At 58.7% G+C, this 19,360-nt stretch carries 15 protein-coding genes; all 15 read left to right on the top strand.

The annotated features are described in order from the left end of the window. Positions 1-46: 46 nt before the first annotated feature. The 15 genes from motA to KVY02_RS00990 all read left to right on the top strand — a co-directional run bounded on the left by motA (position 47) and on the right by KVY02_RS00990 (position 19,234). Positions 47-916, top strand: coding sequence for a flagellar motor stator protein MotA (gene motA, locus KVY02_RS00920; protein ID WP_016915716.1), 870 nt, complete (start codon positions 47-49; stop codon positions 914-916). After that, positions 913-1,833, top strand: coding sequence for a flagellar motor protein MotB (gene motB / locus KVY02_RS00925; RefSeq protein ID WP_016915717.1), 921 nt, complete (start codon positions 913-915; stop codon positions 1,831-1,833). Before motA ends, motB begins: the two co-directional genes overlap by 4 nt. Before the next feature lie 43 nt (positions 1,834-1,876). Further along, positions 1,877-3,988, top strand: coding sequence for a chemotaxis protein CheA (gene cheA, locus KVY02_RS00930; protein ID WP_081139196.1), 2,112 nt, complete (start codon positions 1,877-1,879; stop codon positions 3,986-3,988). Then, entirely contained in the window at positions 3,985-4,485 is a 501-nt protein-coding gene (gene cheW / locus KVY02_RS00935; protein ID WP_081139197.1) for a chemotaxis protein CheW, read from the top strand. Before cheA ends, cheW begins: the two co-directional genes overlap by 4 nt. A 126-nt stretch (positions 4,486-4,611) precedes the next feature. Further along, positions 4,612-5,892 (top strand): methyl-accepting chemotaxis protein, encoded by a 1,281-nt coding sequence (locus KVY02_RS00940; RefSeq protein ID WP_232710722.1) that lies wholly within the window; start codon positions 4,612-4,614, stop codon positions 5,890-5,892. Between the two features lie 73 nt (positions 5,893-5,965). Beyond that, positions 5,966-8,128, top strand: coding sequence for a methyl-accepting chemotaxis protein (locus KVY02_RS00945; protein ID WP_218314133.1), 2,163 nt, complete (start codon positions 5,966-5,968; stop codon positions 8,126-8,128). Then, the gene (locus KVY02_RS00950; RefSeq protein ID WP_218314134.1) at positions 8,125-8,997 is read left to right on the top strand and encodes a CheR family methyltransferase; all 873 of its coding nucleotides are present in this window, start codon (positions 8,125-8,127) and stop codon (positions 8,995-8,997) included. The genes KVY02_RS00945 and KVY02_RS00950 overlap by 4 nt, the downstream gene beginning before the upstream one ends. 79 nt (positions 8,998-9,076) lie before the next feature. After that, on the top strand, positions 9,077-10,138 hold the full coding sequence (locus tag KVY02_RS00955; protein WP_218314135.1) for a protein-glutamate methylesterase/protein-glutamine glutaminase: 1,062 nt from the start codon (positions 9,077-9,079) through the stop codon (positions 10,136-10,138). Between the two features lie 42 nt (positions 10,139-10,180). Further along, the gene (locus KVY02_RS00960; RefSeq protein WP_100730908.1) at positions 10,181-11,863 is read left to right on the top strand and encodes a methyl-accepting chemotaxis protein; all 1,683 of its coding nucleotides are present in this window, start codon (positions 10,181-10,183) and stop codon (positions 11,861-11,863) included. 54 nt (positions 11,864-11,917) lie between these two features. Continuing rightward, on the top strand, positions 11,918-12,307 hold the full coding sequence (cheY, locus tag KVY02_RS00965; protein ID WP_016915725.1) for a chemotaxis response regulator CheY: 390 nt from the start codon (positions 11,918-11,920) through the stop codon (positions 12,305-12,307). A 42-nt stretch (positions 12,308-12,349) separates the two neighbouring features. Then, positions 12,350-13,045, top strand: a complete 696-nt coding sequence (gene cheZ / locus KVY02_RS00970; RefSeq protein WP_016915726.1) for a protein phosphatase CheZ — start codon at positions 12,350-12,352, stop codon at positions 13,043-13,045. A 132-nt stretch (positions 13,046-13,177) separates the two neighbouring features. Beyond that, on the top strand, positions 13,178-14,344 hold the full coding sequence (flhB, locus tag KVY02_RS00975) for a flagellar biosynthesis protein FlhB (protein WP_016915727.1): 1,167 nt from the start codon (positions 13,178-13,180) through the stop codon (positions 14,342-14,344). Beyond that, positions 14,341-16,425, top strand: coding sequence for a flagellar biosynthesis protein FlhA (flhA, locus tag KVY02_RS00980; protein ID WP_016915728.1), 2,085 nt, complete (start codon positions 14,341-14,343; stop codon positions 16,423-16,425). Before flhB ends, flhA begins: the two co-directional genes overlap by 4 nt. Positions 16,426-16,475: 50 nt before the next feature. Continuing rightward, positions 16,476-18,650 (top strand): flagellar biosynthesis protein FlhF, encoded by a 2,175-nt coding sequence (gene flhF, locus KVY02_RS00985; protein ID WP_218314136.1) that lies wholly within the window; start codon positions 16,476-16,478, stop codon positions 18,648-18,650. After that, complete coding sequence (locus KVY02_RS00990; protein ID WP_016915730.1) at positions 18,647-19,234, top strand: hypothetical protein; 588 nt, start codon at positions 18,647-18,649, stop codon at positions 19,232-19,234. The genes flhF and KVY02_RS00990 overlap by 4 nt, the downstream gene beginning before the upstream one ends. Positions 19,235-19,360 lie beyond the last annotated feature (126 nt).

Consider the following 19,360-nt stretch of genomic DNA (forward strand, 5'->3'; position numbering starts at 1 on the left):
AGTATGGCTCTGTTGATAAACCACTCATATCGCAAGGACACTGCTTGTGCTGATACTCCTGGGTTATGTCGTTGTCTTGTTCTGCGTCTTTGGCGGCTATGTGATGGCTGGTGGTAGCCTGGGGCCGCTCTATCAGCCCTTGGAGCTACTGATAATTGGAGGCGCTGGCGTGGGGGCGTTCCTGGCGGCCAACAACGGTAAGGCGATCAAGGCCACGTTCAAGATTTTGCCAAGGCTCAAGCGTACCAAGAAGTACAACAAGGCCTTGTACATGGAACTCATGGCTCTGCAGTACAAGATTCTGTCCAAGGTGCGTCGAGAGGGCATGCTGGGGATCGAGCGCGATATTGATAACCCCCAGGAGAGCCCGCTATTTCAAGAGCATCCTGACGTACTGGCCGACTCTCATATCATGGACTTCCTGACGGATTACCTGCGCTTGATGGTCAGCGGTGGCATGGAACCCATGGAAATCGATGAGCTGATGCTCCACGAAATCGAAGTCTTCGAGCAAGAGGCGCACATCCCTATTGATGCGATTGCCAAAGTGGGAGATGCCATGCCTGCTTTTGGTATCGTGGCAGCCGTCATGGGGGTTATCAAGGCGTTGACCTATGCGGACGCTACGGCAGAACAGATGGGGCAAATGATCGCCATGGCGTTGGTGGGCACCTTCCTCGGTATTTTGATGGGCTATGGCTTCATCAGCCCGATTGCCAGTTATGCCGATCGCCAGGCCAAGGAAGCTGAAAAAATGCTTCAGTGCATTCGCGTGACGCTGTTGGCCAGCTTGCACGGCTATGCTCCACAGTTGGCGGTCGAGTTTGGGCGCAAGGCGTTGCATAGCACCGAGCGCCCCAGCTTCTCTGAACTGGAGGAGTACGTGCGCGATGCCAAAAAGGGCGGTAATGCATGAGCAAGGGAGGGGATAAGCGCCCGATCGTCATCCGGCGCAAAAAGGTGGTCCATGCCCACCATGGGGGGGCATGGAAAATCGCACTGGCAGATTTCATGACGGCGTTGATGGCGCTGTTCCTCGTCATGTGGATTCTTAGTGTATCCAGTGAAGAGACGCGCAGAGGCGTTGCCGAGTATTTCAGCACGCCGCTGGTCACGGCGATTACCGGTGGTGATCGTTCGGGGAGCACTCGTGTTATACCGGGCGGTGGGCCGGATCCCACCCATAGTGATGGTGAGCATGCGCGGATCGGCGTCTTGCAGCAAACGCGGCCCAGTGCACAAGAGCGTCGTTTCTTTGAAGATTTGCAAACGCGTATAGAGCGGGCAATCGAGCGTGATCCCGATCTGCGTGAGTATCGTAACCAGATGCGCTTCGACCTGACGCGTGAAGGCCTGCGTATTCAGTTACTGGATACCGCGCAGCGGCCAATGTTCGAGCTGGGTAGCGATCAGGTAGCCCCTTACATGCGCAGTTTGTTACGCACCATGGCGCCGCTGCTCAATGATTTGCCGAATGACTTGAGTATCAGCGGGCATACGGACAGCGTTCCATATGCAGGCGGATATCGTGGTTACAGTAACTGGGAGCTTTCCAATGACCGTGCCAATGCATCACGCCGTGAGCTGGTGGCGGGAGGGCTTGATCCAGATCAGCTGCTGCGCGTATCTGGCTTTGCAGACCGAGTGCTGCTCGCGGACACTACGCCGACGGATCCCATCAATCGACGTATCGAACTTGTGGTGCTGCTGCCGGAAATCGCCGAGGCTATACGTAATCCGGGTGTTTTAGCGCCTAGCATGCCGTTTTCGACCGAGAGTGTGTCGGAAGAACTTTTGCAACAAAACATACCGCAAGCCAGCGACAGCCCATGAGCCTGGCTTGCCACATAATGATGACGTTCAAGTGGAGCGGTGCATGGACATAGCGGATTTTTTTGACACCTTCTTTGAAGAAGCCGAGGAGCTGCTGGCGGACATGGAGCAGCACTTGTTGGAACTGGATGTCGATAATCCGGATGGCGAGCAGCTGAACGCTATTTTCCGCGCGGCGCACTCCATCAAAGGAGGTGCAGGTACCTTTGGTTTCAGCGTGCTGCAAAAAACCACGCATATTTTTGAAAACCTGCTGGATCACGCGCGCAAGGGCGAGCTTGCGCTGCGCGCAGACCTCGTTGATACCTTTCTGGAGGCTAAAGACATCATGCATGAGCAACTCAATGCCTATCGCAATGAGGAAGAGCCGAACCAGGAAGCTTATGAGCGCATCTGCGAGACACTGCAGCAAATTGCGCTGGAAGAAATTGGCAAAACGCTGGATGCGCCAGCCGCTCCCAAGGCAGAAGAAGCGTTTGCCAAAGAGGCGACTCCTTCTGTCGACAGTAGTGCAGGGGATAGTGAAGAGGAGAGCCCGGCAGGCGAGCATCGCCTCAAGGTGGCCCTTCTCAATGTCGGTGAGAAAGACCGCCTGCTGCTGGTAGAAGAGTTGGAGCAGCTGGGTGACGTAGAGTCCCAGTCGGGTGATGAAAAGCGCTACGAAGTCGTCCTGAAGGGCGACGTCAGCGCCGATGATATCGAAGCCGTGATGTGTTTTATCATTGAAACAGATCAGATCGACATTACGTCACTGGCCGCCAGCGCACCTGCTGACCCCGTCGGGCCTCCAGCGTCAAGCGCCGATGCAGCGCCTCAGGAAAGTGCCCCAGCCGCTAAAGCGCCTGCGCCTGACAAGCCGGCTGCTGCAAAGACCGCCAACAAAAAAACCGCAGAGCAAGCGCCCAAAAAGACGGCTGCCGAAAGCTCGTCGATCCGTGTATCGGTCGATAAGGTGGATCAGATCATCAACCTTGTCGGCGAGCTGATCATTACTCAGTCGATGCTGGATCAGACGGTGAGTGACCTCGAAGGCCAATCGGTCAGCAACAGCTCCCTGCAAAATGGCATGAGCCTGCTGCAGCGTAATGCCCGTGACCTCCAGGAAGCCGTCATGTCGATCCGCATGATTCCCATGGAGTTCGTATTCAGCCGCTTCCCAAGGGTTGTGCGTGATACGGCCAGCAAGCTGGGCAAAGAGATCGAGCTGATCACCGAAGGCAAGTCCACCGAGCTGGACAAGAGCCTGGTAGAACGCATCACCGACCCGCTGACACACCTGGTGCGTAATAGCCTGGATCACGGTGTGGAAATGCCGGATGTGCGTGAATCGCTGGGCAAACCGCGTGTGGGCAAGCTGGTGCTTTCGGCGCGCCACCAGGGCGGGAACATTCTGATCGAAGTGCGTGATGACGGTGCAGGCATGGACCGTGATCGGCTGTTGGCCAAGGCGCGTGAAAATGGCCTCAACGTGTCGGATACGATGTCCGATGAAGAGGTGTTCCAGCTCATTTTTGCGCCCGGCTTCTCCACTGCCAAGGAGGTGACCGATGTCTCTGGTCGTGGCGTTGGCATGGATGTGGTCAAACGTAACATCCAGGGCATGGGTGGACGTGTCGAAATCCAGTCGACAAAAGGCGAAGGCACCAATACACGCATCGTGTTGCCGCTGACCCTGGCCATTCTGGACGGCATGTCCATCAAGGTAGGCAATGAGACGTTCATTCTGCCGCTATCCACCGTGTTGGAGTCGCTACAGCCCGCCAAAGGGGACATGTACGCCATGGCAGGGGATGACGTGGTACTCAAGGTGCGCGACGAGTATCTGCCGGTCATCGCCATTCATGAAGTACTGGACGTCGAAAATGCCATCACTGACCCCACCCAAAGCATTGCCGTCATCGTGCAGGGAGAAGGACGTCGCTATGCCATGTTGGTCGATGAGCTGATCGGCCAGCAGCAGGTCGTCGTCAAGAATCTGGAAGACAATTACCGCAAGGTGCCGGGCGTATCGGCCGCTACCATCCTGGGGGACGGTAGCGTTGCGTTGATTCTCGACATTACCGGCTTGCATCGCTTGAGCCGGGCGAAAAAAGAAGCAGGTAAAACCGCTAATCAACCCCATCTCTCTTATTACAAAGAGGCTGAGCCGTCATGAGTCATTCATCCAACGTAGCAGTGTTAGCCGCTGCTGAAGCAGAAAACCGCGAATTCCTGGTGTTTTCACTCGGGGATGAAGAGTACGCCATCGATATCCTGAAGGTTCAGGAAATTCGGGGCTATGAAAACGTGACCCGTATTGCGAACGCACCCGATTTTATCAAGGGAGTTACGAACCTTCGCGGGGTCATCGTGCCCATCGTCGACCTGCGCATCAAGTTCCATCTCGAGAATGTGGAGTACGGTGGTCAAACAGTTGTGATCGTGGTCAATGTTGCCGATCGCATTGTTGGTATCGTGGTCGACGGAGTTTCCGATGTGATGACGCTCGTGCCTGATCAGATTAAGCCTGCACCTGAGTTTGGGGTGACGCTCTCCTCCGACTTCCTGAGCGGCTTGGGCAGTTTGGATGACCGGATGTTGGTGCTGGTAGATATCGACAAACTGCTGACCAGTGAAGAGATGGCGTTGGTGGACAGTACGAGCCATCACTAATACTCGAGATGGGCACAGGGAGCGTGCCCGTTTTGTTCCAGCTAACCCGCCTTGGCGCCAGGGACAGCACTCGCCGGTATGGTGGCGTTTGGAGTAATGCGTGTGACACAGCTAGTGCGTCAACTGATGAGTAATATGACGGTGCGTCTTAGTTGGGGGTTGGTGTTGGCCACCTTTTCACTGCTGGTCGTGCTGGCCTGTGGTATTGGCCTTTACGCGCTTCATCATGGCGCTACGCTGGTTCAGGCAACGGCGGACGCCCAGGCGCAGCAGCAGGCATTTACGGCCTTTGCCGAGCGTATCCGCTGGGCGCTCATTGCCATCGTGTTAATGACGATTGCCACTGTTGTCATCGTATTGTGGGGCGTCACGGTCAACGTTTTGCGTCCACTGGATCGCCTGGTGGGCTACTTCGAACGCATGGCTCAGGGCGATTTGAATCAGCAGATCACCTCGCCAGGCAAGAGTGAAATCGGCAAGCTCTACAGCGCCATGGCGCACATGCAGGCAGCGCTTTCGGAAACGGTGGGGGTCGTTCGGCGTAGTGGAACCACCATCTTCGAGCGCTCCCAGCACATTGCCAATGGTAATAATGACCTCTCCTCGCGTACCGAGCAGCAAGCCTCTTCCCTTGAGGAGACGGCTTCCAGCATGGAGCAGCTCGCCTCCACCGTCAGCCATAATGCCGACAATGCCCGCCAGGCGAGTCAACTGGCGGGCGATGCGACCCTGACCGCGCGGCGTAGCGGGGAAGAAGTGGGGCAAATCGTCGAGACCATGCAGGATATCAGCGCCAGCTCGCACCAGGTGGCGGACATCATTACGGTGATCGATAACATCGCTTTTCAGACCAATATTCTCGCGCTCAATGCCTCGGTAGAAGCCGCGCGGGCAGGTGAACATGGCAAGGGGTTTGCCGTCGTGGCCCAGGAGGTGCGCAGCCTGGCCAGCCGCAGTGCCAACGCAGCCAAAGAGATTCGCACACTGATCGATACGTCATTGGGTAAAGTGGATACGGGCACCCAGCGCGTCAATCAGGCGGGCCAGACCATGCAGGATCTGGTCACCGCGGTACAGCGGGTCAGTGACATCATGGATGAGATTGCGGCAGCTTCTGAAGAGCAAAGCAACGGCATCGGGCAAGTGAACCAGGCGGTTGCCCAGATGGATCAAGTCGTTCAGCAGAACGCTCAGCTGGTGCAGCAAGCGGCACGCAGCGCCAACGAGCTGGAAAGCGAAGCAGCAAGGTTACGTGAAGCGGTGGAGCGCTTTCGTGTGGCGGAAGGGGCAGCTCCCCCATCTACCGCGCCTGTGCTGTCTCAGCCGATGAAGCGTCCTTCTGCCTCTGCGTTGGCCGCCCCAGCACTGACAAGGAAGGCGTCCCAGGAAGAGTGGGAAGCGTTTTAAGCACAACCAGTTTCTGCACAGCCAATGCCCTGAACCAGCGCCAAGCGCCTAAAATTAACAATAAGGCAGTAAGATGCGTAACAACCAGCCAGTCACTCAGCGCGAAGTCGAGTTGAGCCAGGACGACTTCCTCGTTTCTCGCACCGATCTCAAGGGGCGTATTACCTACGCTAATCCGGCCTTTATCGAGATTAGTGGCTACCGTCATGATGAACTGATGGGCGCGCCTCACAACCTGATCCGCCACCCTGATATGCCCGCCGCCGCCTTCGGAAACCTGTGGAGTACCCTGAAGCGTGGCGATACCTGGCGGGGGCTGGTCAAGAACCGGTGCAAGAGTGGCGACCATTACTGGGTAGATGCCAGCGTTACGCCGATCGTGGAAAACGATCAGGTGGTGGGCTACACCTCGGTGCGTGTGCAGGCAACGCGTGAAGCCATTCAACAAGCGGAGCAGCACTACAGCGACATTCGAGAAGGGCGCAACAAGCGTCTTTATCTGGATAAAGGGCGTGTTCGCCAGCGTGGGCTCGTTGCCAGAGTCAGACGTATGCGTCTGGATACCATTCGCGCCAAGCTGATAGGAATGGTGTGCATTGCGGCTCTCCTGCTGATCGCCAGCGGTGGATTGGGGCTATACGGTTTGAACGTGGCGGGTGAGCGCCTGGAGGGCCTGAACAACGACGGCCTGCGTGATGTCATTCGGCTGCAACAGATCGATCAGACCATCGCTCAGACGCGCCAGTCGATGATCGAGCCCGAGCGTATGCAGCTCATCACCCAGCGTTTCGACATGGGGGATACCGTGGCAGCCAGTGCTGCCCAGGTGGCGGATGTGTGGCAGGCCTATTACAGCCGTGAGGTGAATGCCACGCCACTGGCCAGCCAGTTCGATGAACAGCTGCAGGCCTTTCTGGATAATGGCATGCGGCAGGCGGTCAATGTGCTGCAAGCGGAAGAGACCTACCAGGCGTTTACTGGTCTGGACGCCGTGATCCGTGTCATGAACGAGGATGGCCGGGCGCTCTCTTCCCTGGTCAATGAACTGATTGCCCAAAAGCAGGCAACCGCGGAAGTGATGGCCTCCGAGGCCGAGCGGGGACAAACCGTCATGCTGAGCGCTCAGGTCGGTGTGCTAGCCACCGGCTTGGCACTGTTGATCGTGATCAGCCTGCTGACGCTGCGCTCCATTACACGACCGCTGAAGCAAGCCTCGCGGTTTACCTTGCAGATTGCCGGCGGCAATCTTGCCGCCAGAGTACCGCCCAGACGGCGTGATGAAATAGGCCAGCTCATGGATGCTCTCGACACCATGCGCAAGAGCTTGAGCAGCATCATTGGCGAGGTCAAGACAGGCATTGATGTCGTCACGCCAGCGGCCAAGGATATTGCCAGCGGTAACGAGGCGCTTTCATCACGTACCGAGCAGCAGGCGGCATCGCTGCAACAGACGGCGTCCAGCATGGAGGAAATGACCACTACCGTTCGTCAAAACAGTGATAACGCTCAAGAAGCACGACGTCTGGCCGATAATAATGCAACAAGGGTGTCACAAACGGGTGAGTTGATGACGCAGTTGGTCGATAACATGCAGCGAATCACGCAAAGTTCGCAGAAGATGACCGACATCATCAACGTCATTGACTCCATTGCCTTCCAGACCAACATTCTGGCCCTCAATGCGTCAGTCGAAGCCGCACGAGCGGGAGAGCATGGGCGTGGGTTTGCCGTCGTGGCCGAAGAGGTACGCAAGCTGGCGGGACGTAGTTCCGATGCGGCTCAGGAAATTCGCGGCCTGATTGATGACTCGAGTCAGCAAGTGGGCGAAGGGGCGGGCCTGGTTGAAAGGGCCGAAGTCGCGATCAGCGAAGTGGCTGAGGCTGCCCGTAGCGTCACGCAAATCATGCACGACATTTCGGCAGCCTCCCAAGAACAGAGCAGCGGTATCGCCGAGGTCAATCAGGCGGTGGCCGAAATGGACCAGGCGACGCAGCAGAATGCACTGCGTGTTCAGGAAACGGCACAAGCGGCGCTGGCCCTGGAGCAGCAGGCAGAGCTTCTGGCGTTGTCGGTCGAGGCTTTCCGCCTGTCGGGACATCGCGAGATGTCGCCACAACGTCAGCATCCGCAGGCTGCCGAGCTGTCGAAGGTGACTGCGCAACCGGGCAACGCTACACCGCCTGCGCCGGTCAAGAAACGGCCAATGGCTTCTGTAGAGGAGTGGGAAACATTTTGACAGACCAACGCGAACGGGGAGTCGACGCCGGACAGTGGGCGTCCAGCGGACAGATGGAGCGTGATCTGGTACTCACCGATGCGGACTTTACGCGTATTCGTGAGCTTATTTATCAGCGTGCAGGCATCGTGCTGGCGGAGCACAAGCGTGAAATGGTGTTTAGCCGCTTGGCCAAACGGCTGCGCCACCATGGCATGACGCGCTTTACCGACTACCTTTCGCGGCTTGAGCGTCAGCCCGACGCCAAGGAGTGGGAGGCGTTTACAAATGCGTTGACCACTAACCTCACGGCCTTTTTCCGTGAGTCACACCACTTTCCACTACTCGCAGAGCATATCAAGCATAAGCAGGAGCCGATCACCATCTGGTGTTCGGCGGCATCGACGGGGGAAGAGCCCTACTCGATTGCCATGACGCTACTGGAGACCCTTGGTGGCAGAGCGTCACAGGCCAAGGTAATCGCCACCGATATCGACACCGAGGCACTCGCCAAGGCGCGCCGTGGCATCTACTCCCAGGAGCAGGTGCGCAAACTGGATGAAGCTCGCGTGAAACGGTTTTTCCAGAAAGGCACGGGTAACCACATTGGGCTGGCCCGGGTACGGCCGGAGGTGTCTGCGCTGGTCGAGTTCATGCCGCTCAACCTGCTGGCGCCGCAGTGGCCTGTCAAAGGCCCTTTTGATGCTATTTTTTGCCGTAACATTATGATTTATTTCGATAAAGATACGCAGGCGAAAATACTCAAACGGTTTGCACCACTGATGAAGCCTGATGGTTTGCTCTTTGCTGGGCACTCGGAAAACTTCTCTTACATCAGCGATGCTTTCAAGCTGCGTGGACAAACCGTCTATACCCTTGCCAAACGATGATCGTTGTGTGTGACGCTGTTGGTGCGGCCACGGCCCACAGGAGTAATGCCGAAATGGCGACTGTTAAAGGAGGCGTGCTTTGAGCGCAGCCAAGATCAGAGTGTTGTGCGTCGATGACTCGGCGCTGATTCGTGACCTGTTGACCGAAATCATCAACTCGCAGCCTGATATGGAAGTGGTCGCGGTGGCCCCTGACCCCATTGCGGCCCGTGACCTTATCAAACAGCACAACCCGGACGTCTTGACGCTGGATGTCGAGATGCCGCGTATGGACGGGCTGGATTTTCTCGAGCGCCTGATGCGCTTGCGCCCCATGCCGGTGCTGATGGTTTCCTCGTTGACCCAGAGTGGTTCCGAGATCACTTTGCGGGCATTGGAGCTGGGCGCGCTGGACTTCGTTGCCAAGCCGAGCCTGGGTATTCGTAGCGGCATGATGGAGTACGCCAACGAAATCGCTGAAAAATTGCGCGCGGCGGCCCGCTCTCGGCCGCGACAGGCGCGCAACAAGAACACCCCGCCACCCAGCCAGCTCAAAGCGCCGATGATCTCCAGTGAGAAGCTGATCATCATTGGCGCTTCCACAGGGGGCACCGAGGCAATCCGCGCCGTGCTGGAGCCTTTGCCAGCCAATGCGCCTGCCATTCTGATCACTCAGCACATGCCCGGTGGCTTCACCCGTTCGTTTGCCGAGCGGTTGGACAGGCTGTGTCGTATCACCGTCAAGGAAGCCACCGATGGTGAGCGCGTGCTGCCAGGCCATGCCTATATCGCCCCTGGTGACCAGCATCTGGAGTTGGCACGCAGTGGCGCCAACTATGTGGCGCGGCTCAATGATGGCCCGCCGGTGAACCGTCATCGCCCGTCGGTCGATGTGTTGTTCCACTCCGCAGCCAAGCATGCCGGGAAAAACGCGGTCGGCGTGATTCTGACCGGCATGGGCAAGGACGGAGCTGCCGGGCTTCTGGAAATGCGTCAGGCAGGGGCCCCGACCATTGCCCAGAACGAAGAGACCTGTGTGGTGTTCGGGATGCCCCGTGAAGCCATCGCCGTAGGGGGCGCGGTGGACGTGCTGCCACTGGATGAAATTCCATCGAAAATGATGGCGCTGGTGGCCGCCTCTGGACGCGCTCAGCGCGTCTAAGGCCTTAGAGACAAGACAAACGATCCAAGGGAATTCATAACAATGACACGTTTGCTGCGCAACCTTAGTATTCATCTGGCCGTCATTTTCGCGCTAGTCTGCTTCGTGGGCTTGATTCTACTGATTGCCGGTTTGAGCATTGCCTCGGACCGCAGTGCACAGAGCAATTTGGCCACGCTGGATCTTATCGGCAATCAGCAGCTCAATGAGCTGAATCGCGCTGACTCGCTGCTCAACCAGGCCATGCTGGCGCTGGAAACCGCTTCGAACCTGCTGATGGTGGGGCAGACCCGTCAATCCAACGAGCAGGTGGATATCGCTGCCAATCGTCTGGAGCGTGCCGAGCGTCGTTATACGAACTTCATGGCCACACCGCGTAGCACTGAGGGCGAGTTGCTAGGGGGGGCGGTGGATGAAAGTTTCGTGCGGGTATTGGCGTTGGTCAAGGAGCAGCATGCCAGCTTCGACACCATGGACATCTCTACCTTCAACCACCTGCGCGGCGAGTTGATCGAGCCCTTGGACGAGTTGGCTGCCAATACCACGGCGTTTATCGAATATGCTTTTGGCCGCGTGGGCGCCGTACGTGAAGACGCTCAGGCGCAAGGCAGTCTCTTTACCACGATCAGTATCGCTGCCGAGGGGCTCGCGCTGCTGGTCGCACTGGCCATCTACCTTGGCCTGCGCCGTACGGTGATCAGGCCGCTGAGCGATGCCGCTGCGCGCCTTGGACGCATTGCCGAAGCCGATTTAACCCAGCCGCTCCCCCAGGCGGGCAAGAACGAGATAGGTCGACTGTTCGCTGCCATGGCCACCATGCAGCAGAACTTGAGTGCCACCGTGTCGAGGGTGCGTGAGGGCAGTCAGGCAATCCATCACGGCACTCGAGAAATTGCCAGCGGCAACGCAGACCTGTCCTCCCGCACCGAGCAGCAGGCCGCCTCCATCGAGCAAACTGCGGCCAGCATGGAACAGATGACGGCCACCGTGAAGCAGAATGCCGATAATGCTCGCCAGGCCAGCACGTTGGCAGCAGATGCATCCACTACCGCCGAGCAGGGAGGGCAAGTCGTCGCACAAGTGGTACAAACCATGCACGGTATTTCGACCAGCTCGCAAAAAGTGGCTGATATTACCAGTGTGATCGACTCGATTGCTTTCCAGACCAACATATTGGCGTTGAACGCTTCCGTGGAAGCTGCGCGGGCGGGTGAGCAGGGGCGTGGTTTCGCGGTGGTGGCTGGCGAAGTACGTAATCTGGCCAGCCGCAGTGCGGACGCCGCCAAGGAGATCAAGTCCCTCATCGAGGCCTCGGTCAGCCAGATTCAGCAAGGCTCCTCGCTGGTCGAGCAGGCAGGGCAGACCATGACGGAAGTGGTCACGGCAGTGCGGCGTGTCACGGATATCATGGATGAGATATCGGCGGCCTCGCAAGAGCAGAGTGATGGCATCGAGCAGGTCAGTCAGGCCGTTGGCCAGATGGATCAAGTGACTCAACAAAATGCCGCGCTCGTTCAGCAGGCGTCCGCAGCGGCAGCCTCGCTGGAGGAGCAGGCCAATCGCCTTGAAGAGGCCGTTGCGGTCTTTCAGGTGCTCAATGCGCGGGCTGAGCGCACTCACGCGCCAGCGTCCGTGGCAACGTCGGCGCTGCCCAAGGCCGCCGCCAACCCGCCAGCTCGTCGTGTTGCTGCTCAACAGCACCACGATGAGTGGGAAGAGTTTTAACCCTGACTGAATCAGCAGTCCCCCTGTAAATATTGTGATGTGAGAGGATGACCAATGGCCGATAAGAACATGAGCTTCCTGGTAGTAGATGATTTCCCCACGATGCGCCGCATTGTGCGTAGCCTGCTGAAAGAGCTGGGTTTTACGAATGTGGACGAAGCGGAAGATGGCCAGGACGCCCTCAACAAGCTGCGGGCAGGCAATTTTGAGTTTGTCGTTTCCGACTGGAACATGCCCAACCTCGACGGCCTGGAGATGCTCAAGGAAATCCGCCAGGATGAAGCGTTGAAAGACTTGCCGGTACTGATGGTGACGGCCGAAGCCAAAAAAGAGAACATCATTGCGGCAGCCCAGGCCGGTGCCAATGGTTACGTGGTCAAGCCGTTCACTGCGGCCACTCTGGAAGAGAAGCTGAATAAAATCTTCGAGAAGATGGGTAAATGACGCAGCTGGGCTTTGGTGCTCGGTCAACGAGGAGACAACATAATGAGCCAGAATGAGCAGGGTGGTGCTACCAAACTCTCTGAAGAGGCTGCTGAGGACCTGATCGTCCGGATTGGCAAGCTCACTCGCATGCTGCGTGACAACATGCGTGAGTTGGGGTTGGATAAGGAGATCGAAAAGGCCGCAGAGGCAATACCTGACGCTCGTGACCGTCTACACTACGTGGCCACCATGACCGAGCAAGCGGCAGACAAGGCCTTGAATGCCATTGATCGTGCCCAGCCGCTGCAGGATCAGCTCTCCGAGCGTGCCGAAGCCCTGGACAAGCGTTGGGCCGAGTGGTTCGAGGCGCCCAAAGAGCTGGATGATGCCAAGGCGCTGGTCAAGGAGACGCGCACGTACCTGAGCGATGTGCCCGAAATCACCGCTGCCACCAATAAGGAACTGCTGGACATCATGATGGCCCAGGACTTCCAGGATCTGACGGGCCAGGTCATCAAGAAGATGATGGACGTGATCCGTGAAATCGAGCACCAGCTGGTGCAGGTGCTGATCGATAACGTCCCGGGGGCAGAAGCGCGCGAAACCATGCAGCGTAAGGCGAACGATCAGTGGAAGAACGAAAATGCACGCCGCAATGAGGAGCTGCTGAATGGCCCTCAAGTAAAAGAGAATGCCACGGATATCGTCACGGGCCAGGACCAGGTAGACGACTTATTGGATGAATTGGGCTTTTAATGCCGGGTTATTGATATATTGTAAGTAGCCGCATCTGGCAAAATGGCAAACTGCTCAGCCGTCCTTTGGGGCGGCTGAGTGCATCGTATGGCGCATTTTGAGTCATCGTCCCCTCGTTAGCCGGATGACCGCATGGCAGATAACGACAGCGATCAGGAAAAGACCGAAGAGGCGACGCCCCGACGGCGGGACAAGGCCCGTGAAGAGGGGCAGGTTCCTCGGTCCCGAGAGCTGACGACTTTCATGATTCTTCTGGGAGGCGTGGTTGGCCTCTGGAGCATGGGACAAATGCTCTATGACCAGCTGGGGGCTGTCATGGAGCAAGCATTTCTGTTCGAGCGGCGCCAAGCCATGGAAACCACCCCCATGCTGGTCAATGCGCTCGACCTGGGCCAGCGAACGCTCTTCACGATGTTGCCGCTTTTTTTACTGCTCGCGGTGATTGCATTGATGGCCCCCGCGTTACTGGGCGGGTGGCTCATATCCGCCAAGTCGATGAAGCCAAAATTCTCCAAGCTGAACCCTGTAAAAGGGATCAAGCGCCTGTTTTCGATGCAGTCGTTGACCGAGCTTGCCAAGGCGATAGCCAAATCCATTCTGGTGGGTAGCGTTGCGTTCAGCTTTTTGTATTTTAATATTGGCAGGTATTTGGGGTTGATGGATCAACCTGTTCAGCAAGCCTTGACCACGGCGCTCAATATGGCTGCCTTGGCCGCTGGCCTAATCGTGTTCTCCTTGATCGTGGTGATCCTGATTGATGTACCTTTTCAACTATGGAACAACGCCAAGCAGCTCAGGATGACCAAGGAAGAAGTCAAACGAGAGCACAAGGACTCGGAAGGGGATCCCCACGTCAAGGGACGCATTCGCCAACAGCAGCAGGCCATGGCGCGTGGGCGCATGATGAGTAAAGTCCCCGAGGCGGACGTGATCATCACCAACCCGACCCATTACGCGGTGGCCTTGATGTATCAGGAAGGGAAAATGGGTGCGCCCAAACTGGTGGCCAAGGGTGCCGATGCCGTGGCCGCGAAAATCCGTGAGATCGGTGCAGAGGCCGGTGTGCCGCGACTGGAAGCAGCACCGCTGGCGCGCGCCCTGTATCATCATGTAGATCTGGAGGCGGAAGTGCCGACCGAGCTGTATACCGCCGTGGCCGAAGTCATGGCCTGGGCCTACCGTCTCAAGCACGTTTCACAACAAGGAGGCGAGGTGCCCCCCACCCCCGATAACCTGCCGGTCCCACCGGAAATGGATACGCCCGGCCGTCGTGCCGATGGCAATGAGGCGCAGCCATGAAAAGTTTGAGCCAGCTAATCAATCAGCGTAACTGGTCCAACGATGTCAGTATGAAACTGCTGGCAGGACCGCTGCTGATCCTGATGATCCTGGGCATGATGATTCTGCCCCTGCCGCCGTTCGCACTCGACATGCTCTTCACCTTCAATATTGCTCTGGCGATCATGGTGCTGCTGGTCAGCATGTTTGCCGAACGGCCACTGGATTTTGCCGCGTTTCCTGCCGTCCTGCTGTTTACCACGCTGCTGCGGCTCTCGCTCAACGTTGCCTCCACACGCGTGGTGCTGATGGAAGGGCACCAGGGGGGGGATGCTGCGGGCAAGGTTATCGAGGCGTTTGGCACCTTCCTTGTCGGGGGGAACTTTGCCGTTGGCTTGGTAGTGTTCTTGATTCTGGTGATCATCAACTTCATGGTCATCACCAAAGGGGCCGGGCGTATTGCCGAAGTCGGTGCCCGCTTTGTGCTGGATGCCATGCCTGGTAAACAGATGGCCATCGATGCCGATTTGAACGCCGGTTTGATTGGCGAAGAGGATGCCAAGAAGCGTCGCGCAGAAGTAGCCCAGGAAGCCGACTTTTACGGTTCCATGGACGGTGCCAGCAAGTTCGTGCGTGGCGATGCGGTAGCCGGGCTAGTCATCATGGTGGTCAACATCATTGGTGGTCTGCTGATTGGCATGATGCAGCACAATATGGGGTTCGGCGATGCCGCGCGCACCTATACGCTGTTGACCATCGGTGACGGTCTGGTGGCCCAGATTCCGGCGCTGGTGATCTCCACGGCGGCGGGCGTGACCGTCTCTCGGGTGAATACCGAGCAGGACGTTGGTCAGCAGATGATCAGCCAGCTGTTCGTGAATCCGCAGGTGATGATTCTGGCGGCCATGGTGATGGGCTTGCTGGGCCTCGTGCCGGGTATGCCCAACTTTGTTTTTCTGCTGTTCACTGCACTGTTGTCCGGGCTGGCCTGGTACCTGATTCGTCACAAGAATCAGGCGCTGGTCGAGCAGGAGCTGACTGCTGCACCACCCCCCATGCTGCAGGAAACCCCTGAGGCGAGTTGGGAGGATGTCCAGCTCGTGGATACGCTTGGGCTGGAAGTGGGGCACCGTTTGATTCCGCTGGTGGATTCGCGCCAGAAGGGCGAGCTGCTGGGGCGCATCAAGAGCGTGCGCAAGAAATTTGCTCAAGAGGTGGGCTTTCTGCCGCCGGTGGTGCATATTCGCGACAACCTGGAGCTACCGCCTAACACCTACGTATTATCCATGAAAGGCGCCGAAATCGGGCGTGCCGAGGCTCAGCCGGGCAAGTGGCTGGCCATTGATCCCGGCCAGGTGTCGGGGGAACTGCAGGGTACGCCGACACAGGATCCGGCGTTTGGTTTACCAGCGGTCTGGATCGACAGCAACCAGCGTGAGCACGCGCAGGTGTATGGTTACACGGTGGTAGATGCCAGTACGGTGATTGCCACGCACCTCAACCATCTGCTGCATCGCCACTCTCCAGAGATGCTGGGTCGTCAGGAAGTTCAAAAGCTATTGGACAAGCTGGGGGACGATCAAAAGTCACTGGTCGAAGAAGTGGTGCCCAAGGCTATCTCGTTGACGGTATTGCAGCGTATCTTGCAGAACCTGCTGGATGAGGATGTCTCGATTCGCGATATGCGTAGCGTGCTGGATACCCTGGCCGAGCATGCTGGCCAGCAAAAGGATCCCAATGAACTCACGGCACTGGTGCGTATCGCGCTGGGCCGCGCGATTACCCAGCAGTGGTTTGCCGGGCAGGAGACACTGAACGTCATGGGGCTGGATGCTCAACTGGAGCAAGTGTTGCTGCAGGCCATGAATGGCAACGGTGCCATGGAGCCAGGCCTTGCGGATACCCTCATGAATCAAGCCCAGCAAGCGTTGGAGCGTCATGAAGGCAGCGGAGAGGCACCGGTGCTGGTGGTGCAGCACTCGCTGCGTGCCGTGCTCTCGCGTTTTCTGCGCCGTCGCATGCGCCACCTGGTGGTCATGTCTCAGGCAGAAATTCCTGACGACCGCACGCTGCGTGTGACCACGCTGGTGGGTGGTCGCTGATGCCGCTCCTGATGGTTAGCCGTCTTTCGTACACAGGTAACAGGTGAAGCATGAGCGTTAGACGTTTTGTCGGAGCCAACAGCCGCGATGTCATGCGCCAGGTGCGAGAAGTACTCGGCGATGACGCCCTGATCGTGGCCAATCGGCGCACCGAAGGGGGAGTCGAAATCCTCGCCATGGCAGACGATGCCGTCGATCAGTTCGATCCTGCCCCCAGTCCGGCCACGCAGCAGGAACCCGCTGCGCCGGTGTTTTCGTTGCCCCAACAGCCAGACCCGTTGGAAGCCATGAGCGAGCGCCTGCTGCGTGAAATGCAAGAGATGCGCGAGCTGCTGGCGCGACGACAACCCGACCCTGCGCCAGGGGCGGATAGCGCGTCAGAGCATTTGCAGCAGGTGATGCTGCGCGTCGGCTTCAGCAACGAGCTGAGTCAGGAAGTGGTCGAGGCACTGCCCGACGAGCTGGCAGCGTTACCGGCCTCCAGTGAGACCTTGATGACCTGGTTGCGTGGTCAGCTCATGGCGCGGCTGAGCGTGCTCCGTCAGGAAGACGCATTTTTCGACCAGACCGGCATTGTGGCCCTGGTAGGCCCTACCGGGGTTGGCAAGACGACCACGACGGCCAAGCTGGCGGCTCGTTTTGTGATGCGCCACGGCACACGCCCAGTGGCGCTGGTGACCACCGACAGCTTCCGGATTGGTGCCCACGAGCAGCTGCGCATCTACGCGCGACTGCTGGATACTCCCATGTATGCGCTGGATGTCGAGCAGCCCATCGACGAGCTGGTAGGGCGCCTGCAGGGCAAGCAGTGGGTGATTGTCGATACCGTAGGCATGAGTCAGCGCGACCAGCGGGTGATCGAACAGATCGCTCACCTGCAAGGTGGCCAATCCACCGTGCGTCTGGTGCTGATGTTGAACGCTGCCAGCCAGCCCGAAACGCTGGAGGAGGTCGTGCTGCGCTACCGTCAGGCAGCCAGAGCGGCGGGGGCTACGTTGGATGACTGCATCATCACCAAGCAGGACGAAGCCGGGCGGCTGGCTCCGGCGCTGGATATCGTCATGCGCCACGGCATGCGCGTCCTGTTTGGCTCTTATGGTCAGCAGGTACCCGAAGACATGGCCGTGGCCGACGCTCGGGCGCTGATCGATCAGGCGTTGGCTGCACAGCCCCGCGCTGCGCGCCACGCCGAATCACCGGCGCCCATCAGCTTGCCACGCTGGTCGCGGGATGTGCTGGGGCAGGGGCGTCGGCTCTCGTCGGTATTGTCTCGGCTGCGTAAGCGGGTGGTGGATTTTCATCTGTTGGAAGCCGCCTGGGATATCGGGGCACTGCCCGGCGTCGTTCAGGATCAGCGGCTGGATGAGCTGCTGGCAGGAGCGGAGGCCAATAGCGCTGCCATGGGGCTGGCCTGGTCGCCGCGCCGCCAGGGACGTGGCTGTGATTGGACGATGCCGGACATTCGGCTGGATGAGCAAGGCCGCTGGTTGGCCCTGACCCGCCTTCAGCATCGTCAGCCAGCCGGCTGGCTGCCGCGCCTGGCGGAGTGCGGAGAGAATATGGCAGTGCATCTCCTCCCCGCCCTGCCGGAGCCTGACGTACTTGCCTGGTTGCATGGCCAACGTTTGACCTGGGTCAGCGCGGTACACGCCAGTCAGCGCGTAAACTGTCAGGGCGAGCGCTACACCCTGAAAGGCCTGTTTCAAGAGAGCACGCTGACCCATAGCGTCTCAATCCGTTTTCGCGGCCAGCGAATGCAGTTGTGGAACGCCTATGTGGAGGTGCAAACAGCCTCGGGCCACCCGCTGCTGGCGTGGGTAGGCGATATCCAGGACCCGGAAACAGACAAACACGTCGCGCGTCGCTACTGGTTGACACCCGCACGGCTGGGCAGCGATGTTCTGTCTCTGCTGGTCACACAGCTCGAAAGCGATGGGCTGGCCGCACTCACCAGGCGTGCCTGGCAGCAGCTCAAGGACAATGACGGCGGTGAGGTCAGTCGTGAGCTGCGCCTGCTGATGGCCAGCGGCGCGGCGGCCGTGGCAGGCCATCTCGACCTGGCCGATGATGAGCACGGCCAGGCGCTGCGAACGGACCTGATTCGGTTACTGGGTAGCCAGCGCAAGCGTCGCGACACGGCGCTGCTGGATGCGCTGCTGCATGTGCTGATGGCCCGCGATGCCATTCGTCAACTGGGCAGTGTCAGCCTCGAGGATGTGCTATGAAGGGCCAGGACCAGGCGGCAGGGCTGAGAAAATGGGCAGATTTACAGCGTCAGCAGCGCGGCGAGCAACAGGAAGAAGCGCAACAAGAACCGCAAGAGGCAATGGACGTTGACGTGCCGTCAGTCGATGCTGCGTCAGCCGTCACTGCCACTTCGCCAGAGGTCACCACGGCGGCGGCCAATGTGTCGCCGCCGCGTCCAACGCGGACACTGGTGGTGGTGGGCCTGAGCTCAGCGGGCGCCGTGCAGGTAGACAAGGTCAAGGGGCGCCTGGCCCAGTGGGCGTCGCTGGGGCGCCAATGGGCGGGTGATCCGCAGGAGTGGGACATCAAGGTAGCCCAGCCAGAGACAGGGTCGCTGACGGCCCTGGCCGAGCGCTACCCCCATTGGGCGCTATGGGTCAACAGCGATGCCGAAGCCTTTGCGAGCATGTACCGCGCGCTGCGCCAGATGCGCGAGCGGGGCGGGCCAGCGCGTTTGCTGGCACTGCACGAGCCCCACTTGCCGCGGCAGGGGCTGCTCGACAACCTGCGTGATGCCGCCGAGCATTACTTGCAGATAGAGCTGTTGCTGCTGGCGCGCTGATGGCCCCATGACAAGGTGCCGCCCATGGTTCTACACAAGAGGTCGCTCAACACGATGCGTCGGCAAACATTGATCCACGTCGTAAAGTGGTCGACAGTGACACGCAGAGCGCGCTGCTCAAGCGCA

Source organism: Halomonas sp. 18071143, from assembly GCF_019211725.1.
In the GTDB taxonomy this organism is placed as follows: Bacteria; Pseudomonadota; Gammaproteobacteria; order Pseudomonadales; family Halomonadaceae; genus Vreelandella; species Vreelandella stevensii.